This is a genomic window from Hymenobacter latericoloratus (genome assembly GCF_014199535.1).
GTDB classification, from domain to species: Bacteria; Bacteroidota; Bacteroidia; order Cytophagales; family Hymenobacteraceae; genus Hymenobacter; species Hymenobacter latericoloratus.
The window spans coordinates 200,950-223,831 of the sequence record NZ_JACHNV010000003.1 but is presented as its reverse complement, the minus strand read 5'-3'; the positions used below and the strand labels follow the sequence as shown (position 1 = coordinate 223,831).

Annotated in this window: 13 protein-coding genes; all 13 read left to right on the top strand. The window is 61.5% G+C overall.

The window, feature by feature from the left end:
* The first annotated feature begins 205 nt into the window (after positions 1-205).
* The 13 genes from tkt to GGU46_RS11315 all read left to right on the top strand — a co-directional run bounded on the left by tkt (position 206) and on the right by GGU46_RS11315 (position 22,719).
* Positions 206-2,257, top strand: a complete 2,052-nt coding sequence (gene tkt, locus GGU46_RS11375) for a transketolase (RefSeq protein ID WP_183403667.1) — start codon at positions 206-208, stop codon at positions 2,255-2,257.
* A 166-nt stretch (positions 2,258-2,423) separates the two neighbouring features.
* Positions 2,424-3,554 carry a transaldolase gene (gene tal / locus GGU46_RS11370; protein WP_183403666.1) on the top strand — a complete coding sequence of 377 codons (1,131 nt, stop codon included), beginning with the start codon at positions 2,424-2,426 and terminating at the stop codon, positions 3,552-3,554.
* A 98-nt stretch (positions 3,555-3,652) separates the two neighbouring features.
* Complete coding sequence (locus GGU46_RS11365; RefSeq protein WP_183403665.1) at positions 3,653-4,846, top strand: MFS transporter; 1,194 nt, start codon at positions 3,653-3,655, stop codon at positions 4,844-4,846.
* Between the two features lie 362 nt (positions 4,847-5,208).
* Positions 5,209-8,379, top strand: a complete 3,171-nt coding sequence (locus tag GGU46_RS11360) for a SusC/RagA family TonB-linked outer membrane protein (RefSeq protein WP_183403664.1) — start codon at positions 5,209-5,211, stop codon at positions 8,377-8,379.
* Between the two features lie 59 nt (positions 8,380-8,438).
* A complete protein-coding gene (locus tag GGU46_RS11355) occupies positions 8,439-9,965 on the top strand; it encodes a RagB/SusD family nutrient uptake outer membrane protein (RefSeq protein WP_183403663.1) in 1,527 nt (508 codons plus the stop codon).
* Positions 9,966-10,057: 92 nt separating this feature from the next.
* On the top strand, positions 10,058-11,152 hold the full coding sequence (locus GGU46_RS11350) for a glycoside hydrolase family 43 protein (RefSeq protein ID WP_215906334.1): 1,095 nt from the start codon (positions 10,058-10,060) through the stop codon (positions 11,150-11,152).
* Between the two features lie 46 nt (positions 11,153-11,198).
* Entirely contained in the window at positions 11,199-12,902 is a 1,704-nt protein-coding gene (locus GGU46_RS11345; RefSeq protein WP_183403662.1) for a family 43 glycosylhydrolase, read from the top strand.
* A 293-nt stretch (positions 12,903-13,195) separates the two neighbouring features.
* Positions 13,196-14,401, top strand: a complete 1,206-nt coding sequence (locus GGU46_RS11340; protein ID WP_183403661.1) for an aldose epimerase family protein — start codon at positions 13,196-13,198, stop codon at positions 14,399-14,401.
* Positions 14,402-14,591: 190 nt separating this feature from the next.
* Positions 14,592-16,313, top strand: a complete 1,722-nt coding sequence (locus GGU46_RS11335; protein WP_183403660.1) for a ribulokinase — start codon at positions 14,592-14,594, stop codon at positions 16,311-16,313.
* Positions 16,310-17,008: an L-ribulose-5-phosphate 4-epimerase gene (locus tag GGU46_RS11330; RefSeq protein WP_183403659.1), complete on the top strand. Its 699-nt coding sequence runs from the start codon at positions 16,310-16,312 to the stop codon at positions 17,006-17,008. The genes GGU46_RS11335 and GGU46_RS11330 overlap by 4 nt, the downstream gene beginning before the upstream one ends.
* 224 nt (positions 17,009-17,232) lie before the next feature.
* Entirely contained in the window at positions 17,233-18,723 is a 1,491-nt protein-coding gene (gene araA, locus GGU46_RS11325; protein WP_183403658.1) for an L-arabinose isomerase, read from the top strand.
* Between the two features lie 64 nt (positions 18,724-18,787).
* A complete protein-coding gene (locus GGU46_RS11320; protein ID WP_183403657.1) occupies positions 18,788-20,473 on the top strand; it encodes a sodium/sugar symporter in 1,686 nt (561 codons plus the stop codon).
* A gap of 194 nt (positions 20,474-20,667) precedes the next feature.
* Complete coding sequence (locus GGU46_RS11315; protein WP_183403656.1) at positions 20,668-22,719, top strand: glycoside hydrolase family 127 protein; 2,052 nt, start codon at positions 20,668-20,670, stop codon at positions 22,717-22,719.
* Positions 22,720-22,882: the final 163 nt, after the last annotated feature.

Here is a 22,882-nt window from a genome sequence, read left to right as displayed (position 1 = left end):
CCGGGGCTTGGCCAGTGTGCACAATCGTTTGTGTATAATGGGGTAATCCACTACTTTTCCCCTGCCCGCAGCAAGGGTAGCTACCGGCACCGATTTCGGTATCGATACCGGTCCTTTTTCTGGCCTTACACTTCTCGGAAGGCTGTCTTCCGGGGCGTTGAAGCCGTAGCTTAGCATCTTTCCCTTCTTTTTTTATTATCGTTTCGTGACTAAGCCGACCAACCCCCTTGCTGACCTCAGTGTAAACACCATCCGCCTGCTGTCGGTGGATATGGTGCAGGCGGCCAACTCCGGCCACCCGGGCCTCCCCCTGGGCGCGGCCCCCATGGCCTACGTGCTGTTCTCGCGCTTTCTGCGCTTCAACCCCCAGGACCCCACGTGGCCGAACCGGGACCGGTTTGTGCTGTCGGCCGGCCACGGCTCGGCGCTGCTTTACAGCCTGCTGCACCTGTACGGCTACGATTTGTCCTTGGATGATCTGAAAGCCTTCCGGCAGCTGCACTCCAAAACGCCCGGCCACCCCGAGTCGAACCTGACGCCCGGTGTGGAGGTAACCACGGGGCCCCTGGGCCAGGGCTTCGCCAATGGGGTAGGCATGGCCATGGCCGAAGCCCACCTGGCCGCCGTGTACAACAAGCCCGGCCACACCCTGCAGGACCACTATACCTACGCCATTGTCTCGGACGGGGACCTGATGGAAGGCATTGCGGCCGAAGCGGCCTCCCTGGCCGGCCACCTGAAGCTGGGCAAGCTCATCTACCTCTACGACGACAACGACATCTGCCTCGACGGGCCCACCAACCTCTCCTACACCGAGGATGCCCTGGCCCGCTTTGAGGCCTACGGCTGGCACACCCAGCGCGTGACGGATGGCAACGACCTCGACGCCATCGAGGCCGCCATCAAGGCGGCCCAGCAGGAAACCGAGCGGCCTTCTATCATTTCGGTGAAAACCATCATCGGCTACGGCAGCCCCCAGGAAGGCACCAGCAAAGTGCACGGCTCGCCCCTGGGCCCCGATAACCTGAAAAAAGCTAAGAAATTCTTCGGCTTCGACCCCGAAGCCACCTTTATAGTGCCTGAAGAAGTGCGTGCCCACCTGGCCGAAGCCGGCCAGCGCGGCGCTCAGCTTCAGGCTGAATGGCAGCAGAAAACAGAGGCGTTCCAGCAGGAGTACCCAGCAGAGTGGGAACTGTTCCGGACTTCGTTTGCGGGAGAGCTTCCTGCAGGCTGGGATGCCTCGCTGCCCGTCTTTACCGCCGCCGACGGCGCCCTGGCTACCCGCCAGGCCTCGGGCAAAGCCCTGAATGCGCTCAAGCAGACGGTGCCTTTCCTGTTCGGAGGCTCCGCCGACCTGGCCAGCTCCAACGAAATGCCCACCAGCGGCGCCGTGAGCTTCCAACCCGGCTCGTATGAGCATAACAACATCTGGTTTGGGGTGCGCGAGCACGCCATGGGTGGCGCCATGAACGGCATGGCCCACCACGGCGGCGTGCGCCCCTACGGCGGCACCTTCCTGACCTTTTCCGACTACATGCGCGGGGCCATCCGCCTCACGGCCCTGGCCGAGTCGGGCGCTACCTTCGTGTTCACCCACGACAGCATTGGCCTGGGCGAGGACGGCCCCACCCACCAGCCCGTAGAGCAGGTAGCGGCCCTGCGCACCATCCCGAACATTGTGGTGCTGCGCCCCGCCGACGCCAACGAAACCGTAGAATCGTGGCGCGTGGCCCTGACCACGCCCAAGTCGCCGGTGGTTCTGATTTTGTCGCGCCAGAAGCTACCGGTGCTGGACCAGGGGCAGTATGGCTCGGCCCGCGAGGGAGTAGCCCGCGGCGCCTACATTCTCCGCGAAGCCGAAGGCGGCCAGCCCCAGCTGCTACTGCTGGCCACGGGCTCCGAAGTAGCCCTGGCTTTGCAGGCCCAGGAAGCGCTGCAGCAACAGGGCGTGGCAACCCGCGTAGTAAGCATGCCGTCGTGGGAGCTGTTTGAGAAGCAGGACAAGGCCTATCAGCAGCAGGTGCTGCCCCCGGCCGTGCGCAAGCGCGTAGCCATCGAGGCCGGCTCACCGATGGGCTGGCACAAGTACGTCACCGACGAAGGCACCGTCATTGCCCTGAACCGCTTCGGCGAATCGGGCCCCGGCGAGGCCGTAATGGAGCTGTTTGGCTTCTCCGTGGAAAACGTGGTGAAGCAAGCCACCTGGGTGCTGCAGGGCCAGCCCGCTGAAATTGAAAAGAAGGAAGTGCTGTCGTAAGAGCTTTCCAGTTGTTGATTTGCCACGAACGTCAGGCTGAGCTGGTCGAAGCGTCTCTACCGCTTCGCACGAGCAAGTAGCAGGAGTTAGCCAGAGGTAGAGATGCTTCGACCAGCTCAGCCTGACGTTCTTTTTCACTTACTCTGAAGTAAACCACCCCACCTATATGAACCCTCTTGTTGCCATTCACGACTTCGGCCAGAGCATCTGGCTGGACTATATCCGCCGCAACATCCTGCACAACGGGGAGCTGCAGCGCCTGATTACCGAGGACGGCCTGCGGGGCGTAACCTCCAACCCGGCCATCTTCGAGAAAGCCATTGCCGGCTCCGACGACTACGCCGCCGACATTCAACAATTTGCCAAGGAAGGCCTTTCGGCCGATGAAATCTATGCCCGCCTGGCCGTGGCCGACGTGCAGCAGGCCTGCGACCTGCTTCGCCCCCTCTACGACCACCCCGACAACGGCGGCGATGGCTACGTGAGCCTGGAAGTATCGCCGGAGCTGGTGAACGACACGGCCGGCACGGTAGCCGAGGGGTTGCACTTCTGGAAGGAAGTAAACCGCCCTAACGTCATGATTAAGGTGCCCGCCACGCTGGAAGGCCTGCCCGCCATCCGGCAGCTGATTGCGGCCGGCGTGAACGTAAACGTGACCCTGATTTTCAGCGTGGAGCGCTACCGTTTGGTGGCCGAAGCCTACCTGGCCGGCCTGGAAGACCGGGTAAAAGCCGGAGGTTCGGTAAAGCGCCTCGATTCGGTAGCTAGCTTCTTCCTCTCGCGGATTGATGTGCTGATTGACCCCCTGCTGGAAAAGCTGGCGGCCGAAGGCGGCGAGAAGGGCAAGCTGGCCCAGAGCCTGGTGGGCGAGGTAGCCATTGCCAGCGCCAAACGCGCCTACGAGGTATTTGAGGAAATTTTCGCGGGTCCGCGCTGGGAAGCCCTCAAGGCCCAGGGCGCCCAGCCCCAGCGCCTGCTGTGGGCCAGCACCGGCAACAAAAACCCCAAGTACGACGACCTGAAGTACGTCGAAGCCCTCATCGGCCCGAACACCGTGAACACCATTCCGGTGGAAACCCTGGACTTCTACCGGGCCAAGGGCCAGCCCGCCAACCGCCTGGCCGACAAGCAGGAAGTACCCGTGCTGGACCGCCTGCCCGAGCTGGGCCTCGACTTGGAGGCCCTCACCAACCAGCTGGAGCAGGAAGGCGCCAAGAAGTTCACCGAGCCCTTCGGCAAGCTGATGGACGTGCTGGAGCAGAAGCGCCAGGAGGCCCTGGCCGGTGCTACGGCTTAAATCGGCTTAACCTATTGTCGAGGTACTGGCGCTGCCGAGAATAACACTTACCCGCGGGGAGCCACCATGTGGCTCCCCGCTTTTTTACCTACTCCAGTATGGCGGAAAGCACGCCGACTCAGCGCCGGGTGGCCGTGAGTACCTTGTTTTTTGTGGCGGGGCTGTGTTTTGCCTCCTGGGCCTCGCGCATTCCGGATATCGGGCTGAAGCTGGGCCTGAGTGAGGGTGAGCTGGGGCAGTTGCTGCTGGCGTTACCGGTCGGCTCTATGCTGGCCCTGCCCGTGGCCGGCTGGCTGGTGCACACCTATGGCAGCCGCCAGGTGGTGCTATTGGCTACCTGCCTGTACGCGGGTTTCCTACCCCTGCTGGGCTGGGCAACCGGCTTCTGGACCTTGGCCGGCAGCCTGGTGCTGTTTGGCTTTGCCGGCAACCTGCTCAACATCTCCGTCAATACCCAGGCCATTGGCGTGCAGGCCGCCTACGGTCAGCCTATTATGGCCAGTTTCCATGGGCTCTGGAGCCTGGCCGGCTTTTTGGGCGGCGCCCTGGGCACGCTGCTCATCCGGTGGCAGCAAACTCCGTTTCGGCACTTTCTGCTGGTGATGGGGGTAGGCCTGGTTCTGGCCGTGCTGGCTCATCAGCGCACCCTGCCCCAGGATGTCGGGGCCGCGGGCGGCAGCTCTGGTCTGCGCCGTCCCGAGCCCTATCTGCTCCGCGTTGGCCTGATTGCGTTCTGCGGCATGCTCTGCGAGGGGTGCATGTTCGATTGGAGCGGGGTGTATTTCCAGAAGGTAGTGCGCCCGGATGCTACCCTGGTCACGGCGGGCTACGTGGCTTGCATGAGCACTATGGCCCTGGGCCGCTTCATCTCCGATTTCTTTACCCACCGGTTCGGCACCGCCCGGATGCTGCAGATCAGCAGCGCCCTGATTGCGGCGGGGTTGCTGACGGCCGTGGTATGGCCGGCTTTTGGGCCTTCGGTTACGGGGTTTCTGCTGGTAGGTTTTGGCATTGCCTCCGTGACACCGCTGGCGTACAGTGCGGCGGGGCAATCGGCTACGGTTTCGCCGGGAGTGGCACTGGCTATGGTTTCTTCCATCGGCTACCTTGGCTTTTTGCTGGGTCCGCCGCTCATTGGATTAGTAGCCGAAGTTTCCAGCCTGCGGGTATCATTCGGGTTAGTAGCCGGACTTGGGGCCGCCATTGGTGTACTGGCCGCGCGTGCTACTCCCGCTCCTACGTCTTCTCAGCCCCTGCCTATGCAAGACGTAGGAGCGGCCTCCGCGCACTAACCTGGCGTAGAGGTTTCCTTGTTCCTGGCAGGCTGCCCGGCCGGGCCTGCCTTGCTTCACCTGGGTGAATTGTTATAACGGGGGACCCCGGGGTTTGGGAGGCAGCGCAGAGTACTGGCATTAAGTGAGTAGTTACTTCTAAAAAAGAGTTGCAATATTTTATTGGTAATTTGTTATGAAATCAGTAACCTTACTCACTCATTCTTCAGGTGCCGACGCGAAGCAGTTTTCGCGGTAGCTTTCCCTCCCAGGTCCGTATTTCCCACCGAGCCTTTTTTTGTGACTTACTACACAAACGATTGTGAAAACCACGTAACACAATCGTTTGTGTTAATCTTACCTCAATTCCCACACCCTCGTACATGAAAAAGCCTTTACCCAAAATGAGCCGGGTAACCATTCCGGCGCTTCTTTGCTGCCTTCCCCTGCAGCCTGTGCTGGCGGGGGCCTCTGCTGCCTCCCCCGCTACGGCGCGCTTTGCCCCCGCCACCCTCGCCGACATCACCGTGTCGGGGCGGGTGGTTGATGAAAAAGGCGCGGGCTTACCCGGCGTCAACGTGATTGTGAAAGGCACCACCACCGGCACCCAGACCGATGCGGATGGGCGTTTCAGCCTTACCGCCCCGGATAATGGCACGTTGCAAATCTCCTTTGTGGGCTATACGTCGCAGGAAGTGCCGGTTAGTGGCCGCACGTCCATTAGCATTTCCCTGGCCCCCGACAACCGTGCCCTCTCGGAGGTGGTGGTAGTGGGCTACCTCACTGAAAACCGCCAGAACGTAACCAGCGCCGTCAGCAGCCTGGATGTAAAAGAAGCCACGAAAGCGCCCGTTGCTACGGCCACCCAAGCCCTGCAGGGCCGCCTGCCGGGCGTGGTGGTTACGGGCTCAGGGGGCCCCGGTGATGCGCCCATCGTGAACATCCGGGGCATTGGCACGCTGGGTAATGCCGGCAGCGGCCCGCTGTACGTGATTGATGGGTTGTGGACGGACAACATCCGCGACCTGAACCCCAACGACATCGAAACCCTGAACATTCTGAAGGACGCCTCTTCCACGGCCGTGTACGGGTCGCGGGGCGCCAACGGGGTAGTGCAGATTACCACCAAAAAAGGGCGGGCCGGCACGCCGGCCATCAGCTTCAACGGCTACCGCGGCGTGGACCAGGTGTACAAGCGCTACAACCTCACCAACGCCAGCCAGTGGGCCGACCGCGCCGTTACGGCGTACCGGAACGCCGGGCTGGACCCGCTCAACAACGGGCAGAATAGCCTGGCCGGGGCCGTGAAAGGACCAGGGGGCGCTTTCAACCCCAATATTGACACCGACTGGCAGGATGAGTTTTTCCAGACCGGCACCACGGAAGACTACAACCTCACCTTTTCCGGGGGTAGCGCCGGCGAGAAAACGGCCACCAACTTCCTAATTTCGGGCGAGTACTTCCACCAGGAAGGCATTGCCAAAGGTCCGGACTTCAAGCGCTACAGCCTGCGCCTGAACTCGGGCCTGACCCGCGGGCGCCTGAAGTTTCAGGAAAACGTGCAGCTGACCCACCTCGATGTGACGCTGCTGAACGGGGCACCTTTCATTGACATCCTGACGATTATCCCCAGCATTCCGGTGTATGACCCGGCCAATGAAGGGGGCTTCGGTACTGGTTCGCCCATTCTCAACACCTTCGCTACCAACCCCATCGGGGCCCAGCAGCTGTTGCGGCGCACCCAGTCGGATAACCGCCTGGCCGGCAACATCAGCACCGACCTGACCATTTTCGACTTCCTGACCTACCGGCTGAACGTGGCCATGGACGGGCACACCTACAGCAACGCCGACGCGCAGAAGGTGGGCATCCTGCGGCAGAACACCCGCATCAACACCTCATCCCTGAACGAGTTTCTGGGCTACGACCTGTTTTTGCTGGGTGAAAACACGCTGAACTTCAACAAGCAGTTCGGGGACCACAGCATTAACGTGGTGGGCGGCTACTCCGAGCAAAGCTACCGCCAGCACAATGTGCAGGCGGGCGCCCAGGGCTTTACCAGCTCGCCCCAATACTATTTCGAGCTGAGCGCCGGCCCGGAAAAGGGGGTTATCGGGGGTAGCTCCTTTAAGTACACCAAGCGCTCCTTCTTCGCCCAGGCCACCTACGACTTCAAGAACCGCTACCTGCTGTCGGTGAGCGGGCGCCGCGACGGCTCCTCGCGCTTTACCCCGGCCAACCGCTGGGGTAACTTCGGGGCGGCTTCCATCGGCTGGCGCATCAGCGAAGAAGATTTCTTTAAGAACTCCTTGCCCGCTGTCAATAACCTGAAGCTGCGGGCCAGCTACGGCTCCAACGGCAACGATGCCCTGGCCGGCATCTACGGCGGCTCTTACCTACCCTATCCCGTTGTGGGTCAGAACGTAAACTACGTCATCGGGACCGGCCAAACCATCGTGAACGGCGCCTCGCAGCTGGCCCTGCCCAGCCCCGACATCCGGTGGGAAGACCGCTACACGAAAAACATTGGCCTGGACCTGAGCGTGCTGGATAACCGCCTCACGCTGGCCACCGACTACTACGTTTCGCAAACCCGGAATGCCCTGGCCCCCGTGCAGGTACTCACCTACCTGGGCCACTTCGGCCAGGCCCTGTACCAGAACGCCGGCGACATTGAAAACCGCGGCATCGAGCTGGCCCTGGGCTACCACGACACCCGCAGCGCCTTTACCTACGGGGCCGATTTCACGCTGACCACCGTGAAAAATAAGATTACGGCAGTGCCGGTGGAAGGCCAGGTGTTTGAGGGCGGCGAGCTGCTGACCCGCTCGGCCCTGGGCACTTCCCTGGGCGAGTTCTTCCTGATTCCGTTCGATGGCATCTTCCAGTCGAACGACGAGGTAGCCAACTACAAGAACTCCAAGGGGCAGATTATCCAGCCCTACGCTTCGGCCGGCGACGTGCGCTACAAGGACACGAACGACGACGGCGTGATCAGCAATAGCGACGCCGTGTACGCGGGCAAATCCATTCCGAACCTGGTGATGGGCCTGAACCTGACGGCAGCCTACAAGGGCTTCGACCTGTCGGTGTTCTTTAACTCCTCGAGCGGCAACAAAATCTACAACACGGCCCGCCGCGACCTGGAAAGCTACGTGGGCCCGAACAACTACAACGCCGACGTGGAGCCCTGGACGGCCGAAAACCCCTCCACCACTACCCCGCGCCTGCTGCAGGGCGGGGGGCTGGGCAACCTGGGCCTGGCCGCTTCTTCCAACTCCCTGTTCAACACCACCCGCTGGCTCGAAGACGGCTCCTACATCCGCCTGCGCAACATTCAGCTGGGCTACACTTTCCCTAAAACCTTCACCAGCAAGGTGCCCAGCTTGGGCAGCGTGCGGGTGTACGTAACGGGCCGCAACGTTTTCACCATCACCGACTATACGGGCTACGACCCGGAAGTAACGGGCACCGGCTTCTTCAGCCGCGGGGTTGATTTCAGCGCCTACCCCAACGTGCGCAGCTTCACGGGCGGCATTCAGGTGAACTTCTAACTCGTGCCGGGTGCGGGCTTCCCGGCCGCGCCCCTCTTCCCACCGTTTTTCCTACCTAAATGAAAACCAATAAATTAGCTACCCTTCTACTGGCGGGCGGTCTGTTCCTGACCACGGCCTGCGAGAAGGACCTGCTGGATCAAGCAAACCCCAACGCCCCCACCACCGACCAGTTCTGGAAAACGGAAAGCGACGCCGTTAAGGGGGTATATGCCTGCTACTCGGGCCTGCAGCAGTTTGCCTGCTACTACCGTAGCTGGCATTTCATGGCTCACCGCTCCGACGAGTCGTTCAGCCAAAGCCCCTTCGTGGCCCTGGCCGACTTCACGCGTTTCATTCAGCCCGACGTGGACTTTTTCATCTCCTCGTTTGCCTGGAATGACTACTACCGCACCATCTACCGCACCAACCAGGTAGTAACCCACGTGCCGAACATTCAGATGGATGAAACGCTGAAAAAGCGCCTGGTAGCCGAAGCCCGGTTTGTGCGGGCGCTGTCGTACTTCGACCTGGCCTACTTTTTCGGCAACGTGCCCCTGATTACCGTGGAGCCCACCGTGGCCACGCGGGCGCCCCAGGCCACGCAGACCCAGACGGAAGAGTTCATCATTACGGAGCTGCAGGCGGCCATTCCGGACCTGCCCCTCTCCTACGGAGACGCCGACAAGGGCCGCGTAACCAAGGGCGCCGCCCAGGCCCTGCTGGCGAAGGTGTACATGCAGCAGCGCAAGTGGTCGGAGGCCTCGGCCCTGTTCACCCAGATGGCCGCCAGCAACCAGTACGACCTGGTGCCGAACTACCTCGACAACTTCACCGACGTGAACGAAAACAACCGCGAGTCGGTGTTTGAGGTGCAGTTCACCGGCGCGGTGCTGGAAGTAGGTCAGGGCCAGGACAATGCTTCGTCCTCGGAAAGCCACGACCGGCCTAACTTCTTCGGTCCTCCCGGTCCTACCTTCGCTGACGTGCAGCCCCGCCGCTGGCTGCTGGATGAGTACAAAGACTCGACGGTGGCCTTTGCTCCCGGCAGCACCACGCGCCACCTCATCGACCCCCGCCGCGACATCAGCATCATTCACGCCGGCAACCCTGACCGGTTCTACGGCCGCACCTTTGCCCAGTGGAACTGGAACCCCAACCAGCAGTACTGGCGCAAGTACCTCAATGACCGCACGCGCGTGGATGAAAACTTCTCCTCCGGCATCAACCACCGCGTGATCCGCTACGCCGACGTGCTGCTGATGCAGGCCGAAGCCCTGACCGAGCTGGGCCAGATGGGCACGGCCCTACCCCTGGTAAACCGGGTACGGGCCCGCGTGGGCCTGGCCCCGCTCATGGGCACCTTCACCCAGAACGCCATGCGCCTGCTCATCCGCAGCGAGCGGGCCAAGGAGCTGGCCGGGGAAGGCACCCGCTGGTTTGACATTTTGCGCTGGCAGCTGCTGGACAACCAGGCCGGCATTGATGAGCTGAAAGCCCGGGACCCTGACTTTACCAACTTCCGCCTGGGCGTTTCGAAGCTGCTGCCGATTCCGCGCCGCGACCTGGCCATCGACCCGAACATCAAGCAAAACCCCGGCTACTAAGGCCGCTTTTGCCCGCAACCATAAACAGCCGCTCTGGCCCCTGCTTGGAGCGGCTGTTGGCTTCTGAGGGTCGGTGAGTTTTCCTCCACTTCTTGTCTGATACCGTGATAAACCACTACGCTGGCGCATGCCGCCGCTATTTGCCGGCCCTGGGACTGCTGGCGCTGCTGAGCTGCCAGGACGGCGGCAAAGCCACCGTGGCACCCGCGCCGCCCGTGGTTACGCCGCCGGCGGGTGCCACCTTCACCAACCCCTTACTGGCTTCCGGGCCCGACCCGTGGGTGTACCAGAAGGACGGCTTCTATTACTACATGCACACCACCAACACCAATCTGCGCATCTGGAAAACCGCCAAGATGTCGGAGTTGGGCTCTACCTCCAGCGTGGTGGCCTGGACGCCCCCACCCGCCGGGCCGGCCTCGGGCAACCTCTGGGCGCCGGAGCTGTACTTCCTGGATGGCAAGTGGTACATCTACTACTCGGCCGGGCCGGCGGGTACCAACCTGGGCCAGCAGCGCACCTGGGTGCTGGAAAACGCCAGCCCCGACCCCACCACCGGCACCTGGGTGGATAAGGGCCGCCTGTTCAGCCCCGCCGCCGATTTCTGGGCCATTGATGGCACCATACTGGAGCAAAACGGCCAGCGCTACTTTATCTGGTCGGGGCACAATGGGCAGGATGGCATTCAGCGCCTCTACATTTCCCGCATGAGCAATCCCTGGACCCTGACCGGGGCGCGGGTGGAGCTCTCGCACCCGGAGTACATCTGGGAAAACGTGGGGCCGCCCTATGTCAATGAAGGTCCCGAGATTCTGAAGCGCGGCGACAAAACCTTCCTGGTGTATTCGGCCAGCTTCTGCGGCACCGATCAGTACGCCCTGGGCATGCTCACGGCCGCCAGCACCGCCGACCCCATGCTGCCTTCTTCCTGGACTAAATCGACGCGGCCAGTGTTTTCCCAAAGCCCCGCGAACCGGGCGTATGCCACGGGCCACAACTCGTTTTTCACCTCGAAAGACGGGCAGGAAAGCTGGATTCTCTACCACGCCAACTCTAACCCCAACGAGGGCTGCGTGGAGAAGCGCAACCCGCGCATGCAGCAATTCACCTGGAACCCCGACGGGACGCCCAACTTCGGGACGCCCGTAGCCATCAACACGGCCCTACCCCGGCCCGGCGGCGAATAGCCCTTCGGTCAGGCTGCTTTATCCCCTTCTACTACCCCCACCTACTATGTTTGCCCCCCTACTCTCTACCCGGATGCGCTACCTGCTGCGGCTAGGTGCGCTGCTGTTGCTACTGCTGGGCCCGGCCCGGCCCCACGCCTACGCCCTGCAGGGCCTGACTGGCGTGCACGACCCTTCCACCATTATGAAGGAAGGCAACAAGTACTGGATTTTTGCTACCGGTCAGGGCATCTACAGCATGTATTCCACGGACCTGGTAAACTGGACGCCGGGGCCGCGGGCCGTATTTGTCAACAATGCCTACCCCGCCTGGATCAATACCAAGGTGCCGGGCTTCCAGGGTAATTTCTGGGCGCCCGAGTGCATTTACATGAACGGCAAGTACTACCTGTACTACTCCTGCTCCACCTTCGGCTCCAAGGTGTCGGCCATGGGAGTAGCCACCAACGTTACCCTGGACCCCACCAGCCCCAACTACAAGTGGGAAGATCAGGGCGAGGTAGTTTCCTCCAACGCCAGCAGCAGCGCCAACGCCATTGACCCGGCCGTGTTCCGGGATACCAACGGTGACGTTTGGTTTACCTACGGCTCCTTTTTCGGGGGCATCCGGGTGCTGCAGCTGAACCCCACCACCGGCAAGCCCCTGAATGGCGCTTCAACCCAGCAGTTTACCGTGGCCAACGGCAACGTGGAGGCGGCCTACCTGACCAAGCGCGGCAGCTTTTACTACCTGTTTATCAACCGGGGCAGCTGCTGCAACGGCATCAATAGCACGTACCACATTCTGGTGGGCCGCTCCGCTTCCCCGAGCGGGCCGTTTCTCGACCAGGACGGCGTTGATCTGAACACCGGAGGCGGCACCCTGGTGCTGGGCAGCGGCGGCCGCTACATTGGCCCGGGGCACACGGGCATTTTTGAGGAGAGCGGCACCAGTTACTTTTCCCACCACTATTACGATGGGGAGCAGAACGGGGCCCCCAAGCTTAGCCTGGCCAAGCTGACCTGGAGCACCGCCGGCTGGCCCACCGTCAGCCGCGACTGGGTGGCCGCGGGCCGCTACGAAATCAAGAGCCGCAACAGCAACTTGGTGTGGGACGCCTGGGGCTGCACCGGCGCCTCGGGCCAGATGATTGCCCAGGGCACGCCCGCCGGCCTGGACTGCCAGCGCTGGGATGTTACGCCACTAGGCAACGGTGAGTACAAAATCACCAACGCCCTGGGCGGACTGGCCGCCGATGTAGCGGGCTGCTCCCCCGATGCCGGCGCCAAGCTGCAGCTCTTTGCCTACAGCGGCGCGCCCTGCCAGCGCTACCGCATTGACCGCACCGCCGATGGCAGCCTGGTGCTGGCCTCGGCCAATGGCAACCGGGTAGTGGAAGTCCCCAACGCCTCCCAGGTGGCCGGACAGCAGCTGGGCCTCTGGGACTACAACGGCTGCAACTGCCAGCACTGGACCCTGACCCCGGCCGCGAGTGGGCCACTATCCGCCTCCGCGGCCCGGCTGCAGGGAGTACGCGTGTATCCCGTGCCGGCCGCTGCGGAAGGTTTCACCATTGATTTAGACTCCCGACTGCCCCAGCAGGCCACCCTCGTGGAGGTCGTAAACCAGGCAGGGGCCGTGGTGTACCGGCGCGAGTTTAGCCAGCAACTGACTACCCTGCGCGTTGAAGCCAATCTGCGGCCGGGGCTATACCTGGTTCAGGTTCGGCGGCCCGACGGCTCCTTCACGCAAAAGGTTTCTGTGCTCTAGCATGCAGGAGGAGTGGTCGTTGATTTTTGGCTATTAGGGCAGCGTTTGTACTAACAAAACAACACAAACGATTGTGCATATCAGAAAGGATTTTCTACTTTACACGTCGATAAGGGTTAGGCAGCAGGAGGATGAAGCGGATGGCATAGACAATCCATTTAGTAAACCTCTTTCTATCAGCCCCATACATCAGCTCAAGTAGCACACAATCCATTATTTGCTGCAACCGCACAGCCTCGAGGCACTCTGCTCTTCTCCATCCTCGGCCTACTCCTTCCCAATTCCCTTTCCCCATGACAAAATTTAACCGCGTTGCCCTGGTAACAACGAGTGTGGCAGGCCTACTGACTTTTGCCGGCTGCCAGCAGTCGGCCCCAACGGACCAGACCGCAACGGGCAGCACGCCAGCAGCCACCTCCGACGCGACCCAGGCGGCCCCGGCGGGCGCTCCTACCTCGGCCTCGTTCGGCAAAACCCAGGACGGCGCCGAGGTGCAGCTTTACACCCTCACCAACGCCCACGGTCTGAAGGTGAGCATCACCAACTACGGCGGCACCATCACCAGCCTCATGGTGCCCGACAACAGCGGTAAGCTAGGCGACGTAGTGCTGGGCTTCGACAATGTGAGCGGCTACCAGAGCCCGGAATTCCTGAAGTCGGGCCCCTACTTTGGGGCGCTGATCGGGCGCTACGGCAACCGCATCCGGGGTGGCAAGTTCACCCTGGAGGGCAAGGAGTACACCCTGGCCAAAAACAACGGCGAAAACACCCTGCACGGCGGTAAAAAAGGATTCGACAAGGTAGTATGGCAGGCCCAGCCTGGCAGTTCGGCCGAGGGCCAGACCCTTACGCTTACCTACCTGAGCAAAGACGGCGAGGAAGGCTACCCCGGCAACCTCAACGTGACAGTGGTGTACACGCTCACCGCTGACGACGCCCTGAAAATCAGCTACTCGGCCACCACCGACAAGGCTACCCCCGTCAACCTCACCAACCACGCCTACTTCAACCTGGGCCTGGGCCAGACCAAGGACGTGCTGGGTCACGAGGTAACCATTGCCGCCGACCGCTACAACGTGGTGGATGCCGGCCTCATCCCTACCGGCGAGCTGCGCCCCGTGAAAGGCACACCCTTCGATTTTACTACCCCCCACCCCATTGGGGAGCGGATTGGGCAGGTGCCCGGCGGCTACGACCACAACTGGATTCTCAACCAAGCCAGCGGCCTGCATACCGCCGCCACGGTGCACGAGCCCACCACCGGCCGCACCATGACGGTGCAGACCACCGAGCCCGGCCTCCAGTTCTACACCGGCAACTTCCTCGATGGCACCCTGAAGGGCAAGGGCGGCACCGTGTACGGCAAGCACGCGGGCTTCTGCATGGAAACCCAGCACTTCCCCGATTCACCCAACCAGCCCAAGTTCCCGACTACCATCCTCAAGCCCGGCCAAACGCTGCAGTCCACGACCATCTACACGTTTGGCGTTAAACAGTGAGGAGGTGATAAGGTGATGAGGTGAATCGTAAGGAGGTGATGAAGATACCAGACGATACCCAAAGATCTGCGGGAGAGGTTGCTTCGGTTGACTTATCACGCTCTATTCTTCCTTACCTCCTTACGATTCACCTCATCGCCCACCACCTTCCCTCACTACGATTCACCTCATCACCCCATTACCTTTCCCTGTGGAAAACCCAACCTCCTCCGAAGCCTACGTTATCGGCATCGACTACGGCTCCGATTCCGTGCGGGCCGTGCTGGTGAATGCCCATACCGGCCAGGAAATAGCCCAGGCCGTGCACCCCTACGCCCGCTGGAAAGAGCAGCGCTACTGCAACGCCACCAAAAACCAGTTCCGCCAGCATCCCTTGGACCACATTGAGGGTCTGGAAGCTACCGTGCGCCGGGTGGCCCAGCACGTGTCGGCTGAGCAGATTGTAGGCCTGGCCGTGGATACCACGGGCTCCACGCCGGGTCCGGTGGACGAGCACGGGGTAGCCCTGGCCCTCAAGCCGGGCTTCGAGGACAACCCGAACGCCATGTTCGTGCTTTGGAAGGACCACACGGCCCTGCCCGAAGCCGCCGAAATCAACCACAAAGCCCGCACCTGGGGCGGCCCTGATTATACCCAGTTCGAGGGCGGCATCTACTCCTCGGAGTGGTTCTGGGCCAAGATAGCCCACGTGGTGCGCGAGGACGAGGCCGTGGCCCAGGCCGCCTACTCCTGGATGGAGCACTGCGACTGGCTGACCCTGCTGCTCACGGGCGGCGAGCTGAAAACCTTTAAGCGCAGCCGCTGCGCCGCCGGCCACAAGGCCATGTGGCACGAAAGCTGGGGCGGCCTACCCTCCGAGGAGTTCCTGACCCTGCTCGAACCCAAGCTGGGCGGTCTGCGCGAGCGGCTGTTCGAGCAAACCTACACCGCCGATGAAGTAGCCGGCACGCTGTCAGAGGAGTGGGCCCAGCGCCTGGGCCTAACCACCAGCACGGTGGTAGCCGTGGGCTCCTTCGATGCCCACGCCGGCGCCGTAGCGGGCGAAATTGAGGCCTATTCCATGGTAAAGGTGATGGGCACTTCCACCTGCGACATTGTGGTGGCCCCCATGAACGAAGTCGGCGGCAAGCTGGTACCCGGCATCTGCGGGCAGGTGGATGGCTCCGTGATTCCCGGCATGCTGGGGCTGGAAGCCGGCCAATCGGCCGTGGGCGACCTGCTGGCCTGGTTCCGGGGGGTAATTGAGTGGCCCCTGCGCGCCCTCCTACCCCAGTCAGCGGCTTTAACCTCGGAGCAGCAAGCCGCCCTGCGCGAGGAGCTGAGCGACAGGATGATGGCCGAGCTGAACAAAGCCGCTGCCGCCGTACACCCCGACGAGTCGCAGGTACTGGCCCTGGACTGGGTGAACGGCCGCCGCACGCCCGACGCCAACCAGGCCCTGAAAGGCGCTATCATGAACCTGACCATGGGTACCTCGGCGCCCCAGATTTTCCGGGCTCTGGTGGAATCCATCTGCTACGGCTCCAAGCAAATTGTGGAGCGCTTCGAGCAGGAAGGCATTCCTATTAAGCAGGTGATTGGCCTGGGCGGGGTAGCAAAGAAATCGGGCTTTATGATGCAGACCCTGGCCGACGTGCTCAACCGCCCCATCAAAGTGGCCGAATCGGACCAGGCTCCGGCCCTGGGCGCGGCCATGTACGCGGCCGTAGCCGCCGGCATTCACCCCAGCGTGGTAGCGGCCCAGCAGGCCATGGGCAATGGCTTCGCCGAAACCTACTCGCCCAACCCCGCCCGCGTAGCCGACCACCAGCGCCGCTACGAGCAGTACCAGGCCTTCGGGCAGTATGTTGAACAAGCTACCCAGCTGCCGGCCGGCGAAGTGGCCGAAACCGAGCTGGTTGACCACGCATGAGCCAGTACCAAGACTTAAAGCAGGCCTGCTACGAGGCCAATATGCAGCTGCCCCAGCTCGGGCTGGTGCTCTTCACCTTCGGCAACGCCAGCGTAGTGGACCGCGAGAACCGCGTGTTTGCCATCAAGCCCAGCGGCGTGCCCTACGCTACCCTCCGGCCCGAGGACATTGTCATCGTGAGCTTTGCTAATGAGATAGTGGAAGGCACGAAGCGGCCGTCGTCGGATACGAAAACGCACGCCGTGCTGTACTCGCACTGGGAGCACATCGGGGGCATCGTGCACACGCACTCCACCTACGCTACTGCCTGGGCCCAGGCCCAGCTCGACATTCCCATCCTGGGCACTACCCACGCCGACCACCTCACGGCCGACATCCCCTGCGCCCCGCCGATGAGCGACGACATGATTGCCGGCGACTACGAGCACCAGACCGGCTGGCAGATCATCAATGAATTCCAGCGCCGCGGCCTCTCGCCGGAGGAGGTGGAAATGGTACTCCTGAGCAACCACGCGCCCTTCACCTGGGGCAAAACGGTGGAAAAAGCCGTGTACCACAGCGCCGTGCTGGAAGAAGTAGCCCGCATGGCTTACCTCAGCTGCACCCTCCGCCCCGACGTGCCCCGTCTCAAGGACTCCCTCATCAAGAAGCACTACGAGCGCAAGCACGGCCTGCATTCGTACTACGGGCAGTAGGGTGCGGGGCTCGCCCCCGCCCATGCACTCGCACTATTCAGGGTTCGTCCGGTAGGGTGCGGGGCTTGCCCCCGCCCACACCGGCGGCACCATCGAAAGCTTACTATTCTTCACTATCCGCGCCAGGGCAACCTCATCGTACGCTGCCGGCCTACCCCTTGCGCCGACCACCTACATCGTTCAACGATGGGCGGGGACCAGCCCCGCCCCTACCGCCTTTCCTCATGATTGACATTTCGCACTACGAAGCCTGGTTTATCACCGGCAGCCAGCACCTCTACGGCCCCGAAACCCTGGAGCAGGTAGCCCAGCACTCCCAGCAGATTGCCGAGGCCCTCGGCTCGGCCCTACCCATCAAAATCGTGTACAAGCCCGTGCTGACGGGCCCCGACGAGATTTACCAGCTGGTGCAGGAGGCCAACACCACCCAGAACTGCGTGGGCCTGATTGCCTGGATGCACACCTTCTCGCCGGCCAAAATGTGGATCAACGGCCTGAAGATTCTGCAGAAACCCCTGGCCCACCTGCACACCCAGTTCAACCGCGACATTCCGTGGCAGGACATTGACATGGACTTCATGAACACCAACCAATCGGCGCACGGCGACCGGGAGTTTGGCTTTATTGGGGCCCGCCTGAAGCTGAAGCGCAAAGTGGTGGTAGGCCATTGGCAGAGCCCGGAGGTGCATGAGCGCCTCAGCATCTGGGCCCGCGCCGCCTCGGCCTGGGCCGACTGGCAGGGCGCCCGCATCGTGCGCTTCGGCGACAACATGCGCTACGTGGCCGTAACGGAAGGCGACAAAGTAGAAGCCGAGCTGAAGTTTGGCTACTCCGTGAACACCTACGGCATCGGCGACCTGGTAGCCGTTATCAAGGAGGTAAGCGACGAGCAGGTAAACGCCCTGCTGGCAACCTACGAGCAGGAGTATGAACTGGCCGCTGACCTCAAAGAAGGCGGCGCCCAGCGCGAGAGTTTGCGCGAGGCGGCCCGGATTGAAGTGGGCATGCGCCAGTTTCTGCAGGACACCAAGGCCATTGGCTTCACGGATACCTTCGAGGATTTGCACGGCATGGCCCAGCTGCCCGGTATTGCTACCCAGCGCCTGATGGCCGAGGGCTACGGCTTCGGCGGCGAAGGTGACTGGAAAACCTCGGCCCTGGTGCGCGCCATGAAAGTGATGGGCGCCGGCCTGCCCGGCGGCAACTCCTTCATGGAAGACTACACCTACCATTTCCAGCCCGGCAACGAGCAGGTGCTCGGCTCCCACATGCTGGAAATCTGCCCCTCTATTGCCGAGGGCAAGCCAAAGGTGGAAGTACATCCCCTGGGCATTGGCGGCAAAGCTGACCCCGCCCGCCTGGTGTTCAACTGCCCCGCCGGCCCGGCCCTGAACGCCACCATCGTGGATTTGGGCCACCGCTTCCGCCTGGTGGTAAACGAAGTGGAAGCCGTAGCCCCGGAGCAGGATTTGCCCAAGCTGCCCGTGGCCCGCGTGCTCTGGAAAGTGAAGCCCAGCCTGAGCGTAGGCGCGGCCGCCTGGATTTACGCCGGTGGCGCCCACCACACCGGCTACAGCCAGAACCTGACCGCTGAGTATCTGGAAGATTTTGCCGAAATGGCCGGCATCGAGTATGTCATCATCGACGAGGAAACCAAGCTGCGGACCTTTAAAAATGAGCTTCGTTACAACGAAGTGGCTTTTAGCGGACGATAATTTCACTACTTTTCTGAAATCTTCATCCGCATCCGCACCTTAAAGCCCTACTGTTTCCTCCCCAATGAACCAACTCGCTACGATTGATTACATCGTTTTCTTTGTCTATTTCACCATAGTTGCCGGCTACGGCATCTGGATTTACCGTCGGAAAACTGGTCATGACGGTACCATGGAGGGGGATTCTAAAGATTACTTTCTGGCCGAAGGCTCCCTGACGTGGTGGGCCATCGGCTCCTCGCTCATTGCCTCCAACATCTCGGCTGAGCAGTTTGTGGGCATGTCGGGCTCCGGCTTCAAGATGGGTCTGGCCATTGCTACCTACGAGTGGATGGCCGCTCTCACGCTCATTATTGTGGCCGTGTTCTTCATTCCGGTGTATCTGAAGAATAAGATCTTCACGATGCCCCAGTTCCTGAGCCAGCGCTACAACGGCACCGTAGCCATGATTATGGCCATTTTCTGGCTGGCGCTCTACGTGGTGGTAAACCTGACCTCCATTCTCTACCTCGGCGCTATTGCCGTAAGCAGCATCTCGGGCCTGAACCTGACGTTCTGCATGTACGCGCTGGCGGCCTTTGCCATCATCATCACCCTGGGGGGCATGAAGGTTATCGGCTTTACCGACGTAATTCAGGTGTTCTTCCTGATTCTGGGCGGTTTGGCTACCACCTACCTGGCCCTGAACCTGGTAGCTGAGCACTACGGCCAGTCGGGCGTGCTGGCGGGCTTCTCGCAAATGACCTCCCAGGCCAACGACCACTTCCACATGATTCTGGAGCGGGAAAATCCCAACTACAGCGCCCTGCCCGGCCTGACGGTGCTACTCGGCGGTATGTGGATTGTGAACCTGAACTACTGGGGCTGCAACCAGTACATCACCCAGCGCGCCCTCGGCGCCGACCTGCCCACGGCTCGTAACGGCCTCTTGTTCGCTGCTTTCCTGAAGTTGCTGATGCCCATTATCGTGGTGCTGCCGGGTATCGCCGCTTACGTGCTGTACAAGGAAAACGTGTTCGGCACGGAGATGATGCAGAACGGGGAGTTGAACCCCGACCGCGCCTACCCCGTGCTGCTGAACATTCTGCCGGTAGGACTGAAGGGTCTGTCCTTCGCCGCTCTCACGGCGGCCGTAGTAGCCTCGCTGGCCGGTAAAGCCAACTCTATTGCTACCATCTTCACCCTCGACGTGTACCAGAAGGTGTTCAACCGCGAGGCTTCGGAAAAGAAGCTGGTATCGGTGGGTAAGATTACGGTGGTAGTAGCCATGCTGCTGGGCGTGCTGATTGCCCCCCATCTGGGTATCGATAAGAAGGGTGGCTTCGAGTTCATTCAGGAGTACACTGGTTTCGTGTCGCCGGGCATTTTTGCTATGTTCATCTTGGGCTTCTTCTGGAAGCGCACTACCTCTTCGGCGGCTCTGTTTGCTACTGTGGGCGGCTTTGTGCTCTCGGTTATTCTGAAGGCCCTGCCGAACCTGACGGACCTATCGGGCCTGTCATCCATTGGCTTTGCCGTGCAGCCCAGCCCGGGCGCTCCCTACGAAATTCCTTTCCTAGACCGGATGGGCATTGTGTTCGTGCTTTGCGTGCTGGCCATGGTGGTAATCAGCCTGATTGAAACCGGCCGGGGCGTGAAAACCAAAGGCCTTGAGGTAGATGCCAGCATGTTCCGCCCTCACCGCGGCTTCGTTATTGGCTCCACTGTAATTATCGCGCTGCTCACGGTTCTTTACACCATTTATTGGTAGGCTCCGTTGGTCATCATTGCTTAGCCTTTATCAAGGCGTAGTAAAACAGAAGGGTGGTGTGGTTACCGCCCTTTTGTTTTAACAAGCAACACAATCGTTTGTGCAGCAGTAGTTATATTGATGCCCAATTAGTTGCCGGCGGGCTGACTCCGCAAAATCACCTTCGCTCTGAACCTCCTACCCCCGTCCTTCCCATGAACCGTTCTCTTCCCTTCCTAGCTTTTGCCGGCTTCTTTTCCACCACGGGCTTCGCGCAATCAGTTAAGCGGTCTGACTACCCTATCCAAGCCGTTTCGTTTACGCAGGTGAAGTTGGCCGATAACTTCTGGCTGCCCCGGCTCAAAACCAACACCCACGTCACCATTCCAGCCTCGTTTCAGCGCTGCGAGGCCACTAACCGGGTGAAAAATTTTGAAATGGCGGCGGCCAAGTCGGGCAAGTTCGCCACCATCTTCCCCTTCGACGACACGGACATCTACAAGACCCTCGAAGGCGCCTCGTATTCGCTCAGGCTCTACCCCGACGAAAAGCTGGACGAGTACATGGATGCCCTGATCAAGAAAGTAGCGGCCGCCCAGGAGCCCGACGGCTACCTCTACACGGCCCGCACCATTGACCCGGCCCACCCCCACGCGTGGGCCGGGCCGGAGCGCTGGGTGAAGGAGCGGGAGCTAAGCCACGAGCTCTACAACTCGGGCCACTTATACGAGGCCGCCGTGGCGCACTACGAGGCCACCGGCAAGAAAAACCTGCTCAGCGTTGCCCTCAAGAACGCCGACCTGGTGTGCTCGGTGTTCGGGCCGGGCAAGCGCGGAGTAGCCCCCGGCCACGAGATTGTGGAAATGGGCCTGGTGAAGCTCTACCGCGTTACGGGCAAGCCCGAATACCTGAGCACAGCCAGGTTTTTCCTGGAAGAGCGCGGCAAGTACCAGGGCTACGACCCCAAAAGCCCGGATGCCTGGCGCAACGGCTCGTACTGGCAGGACCACAAGCCAGTGGTAGAGCAGCGCGAGGCCGAGGGCCACGCCGTGCGCGCCGAATACCTGTACTCCGCCATGGCCGACGTAGCGGCTCTCACCGGCGACCAGCGGATGCTGGCGGCCGTGGACAGCATCTGGCAGAACATGGTCAGCAAAAAACTCTACGTAACGGGCGGCACCGGCGCCGTGCCCGGTGGCGAAAGGTTCGGGGGCAACTACGAGCTGCCCAACACCACGGCCTACAACGAAACCTGCGCCTCGGTAGCCAACGTGTACTGGAACCAGCGCATGTTCCAGCTCCACGGCGAGGCCAAGTACGTGGACGTGATGGAGAAAGTGCTCTACAATGGGCTGATTTCGGGCGTGGGGCTGGATGGCAAGTCGTTCTTCTACTCCAACGCCATGCAGATCAAGAACAGCATGAGCTTTCCGCAGACCGAGCCCCAGCGCGCCGGCTGGTTCGACTGCAGCTGCTGCCCCACCAACATGGCCCGCCTGATGCCTTCCTTGCCCGGCTACGTGTACGCCCAGAAAGGCAACGACGTGTACGCCAACCTGTTCATCAGCGGCACTACTGACCTGAAGGTGAACAACAAGGCCGTGCGCATTACCCAGCAACACAACTACCCCTGGCAGGGCGACCTGAAGTTCACCGTCAGCCCCGCTGCTGCTACCGATTTCAACATGTTGGTGCGCCTGCCCGGCTGGGCCCGCAACGAGGCCATTCCCTCCGATTTATACCGCTTTGCTACCCCCTCTCAAGAGAAAATCAGCATCACGGTGAATGGCAAGCCTGTGCAGTATACCACCCGCCAGGGCTACGCCGTCCTGCCCCGCAAGTGGCACCGCGGCGATGTGGTAGAGGTGAAGCTGCCCATGGAAGTGCGCCAGGTAGTGGCTAACCCCAAAGTGCAGGACAACCTCGGCCGGGTGGCCCTGCAGCGCGGCCCCGTGGTGTACTGCGCCGAGTGGAAGGACAACAACGGCAAAGCCAGCAACCTCATCGTGCCGGCCACTACCCGTTTTACTACCAGCTACCAGCCCGAGGAACTCAACGGCATCATGCAGCTGCAGGCTATGGTACCCGCCGTACAAATTGATACCGCCAACGCCTCCATCAGCACCACTCGCTACATCATGAGGGCCATTCCGTACTACGCCTGGGCCAACCGTGGCAAAGGCGAAATGGTGGTGTGGTTTCCCCAGCAAATCACCGACGTAGATCTGGTGTCGCGCCAGCCGAAGGAAGTGACGGTAGGTAAGTAAAAGTTCGTTGTCATTCCGAGCGGGATACGGCAGGCCTCGAATAAAAAGCGGGGGTAGGAACAATGGGTTCCTACCCCCGCTTTCTGCTGAAACTGCCGCAGGGGCTCAACCCGCCTGGCATCCACTGAAACACGTTCTGCGTTACCCTGTCTGTTCCCTACCC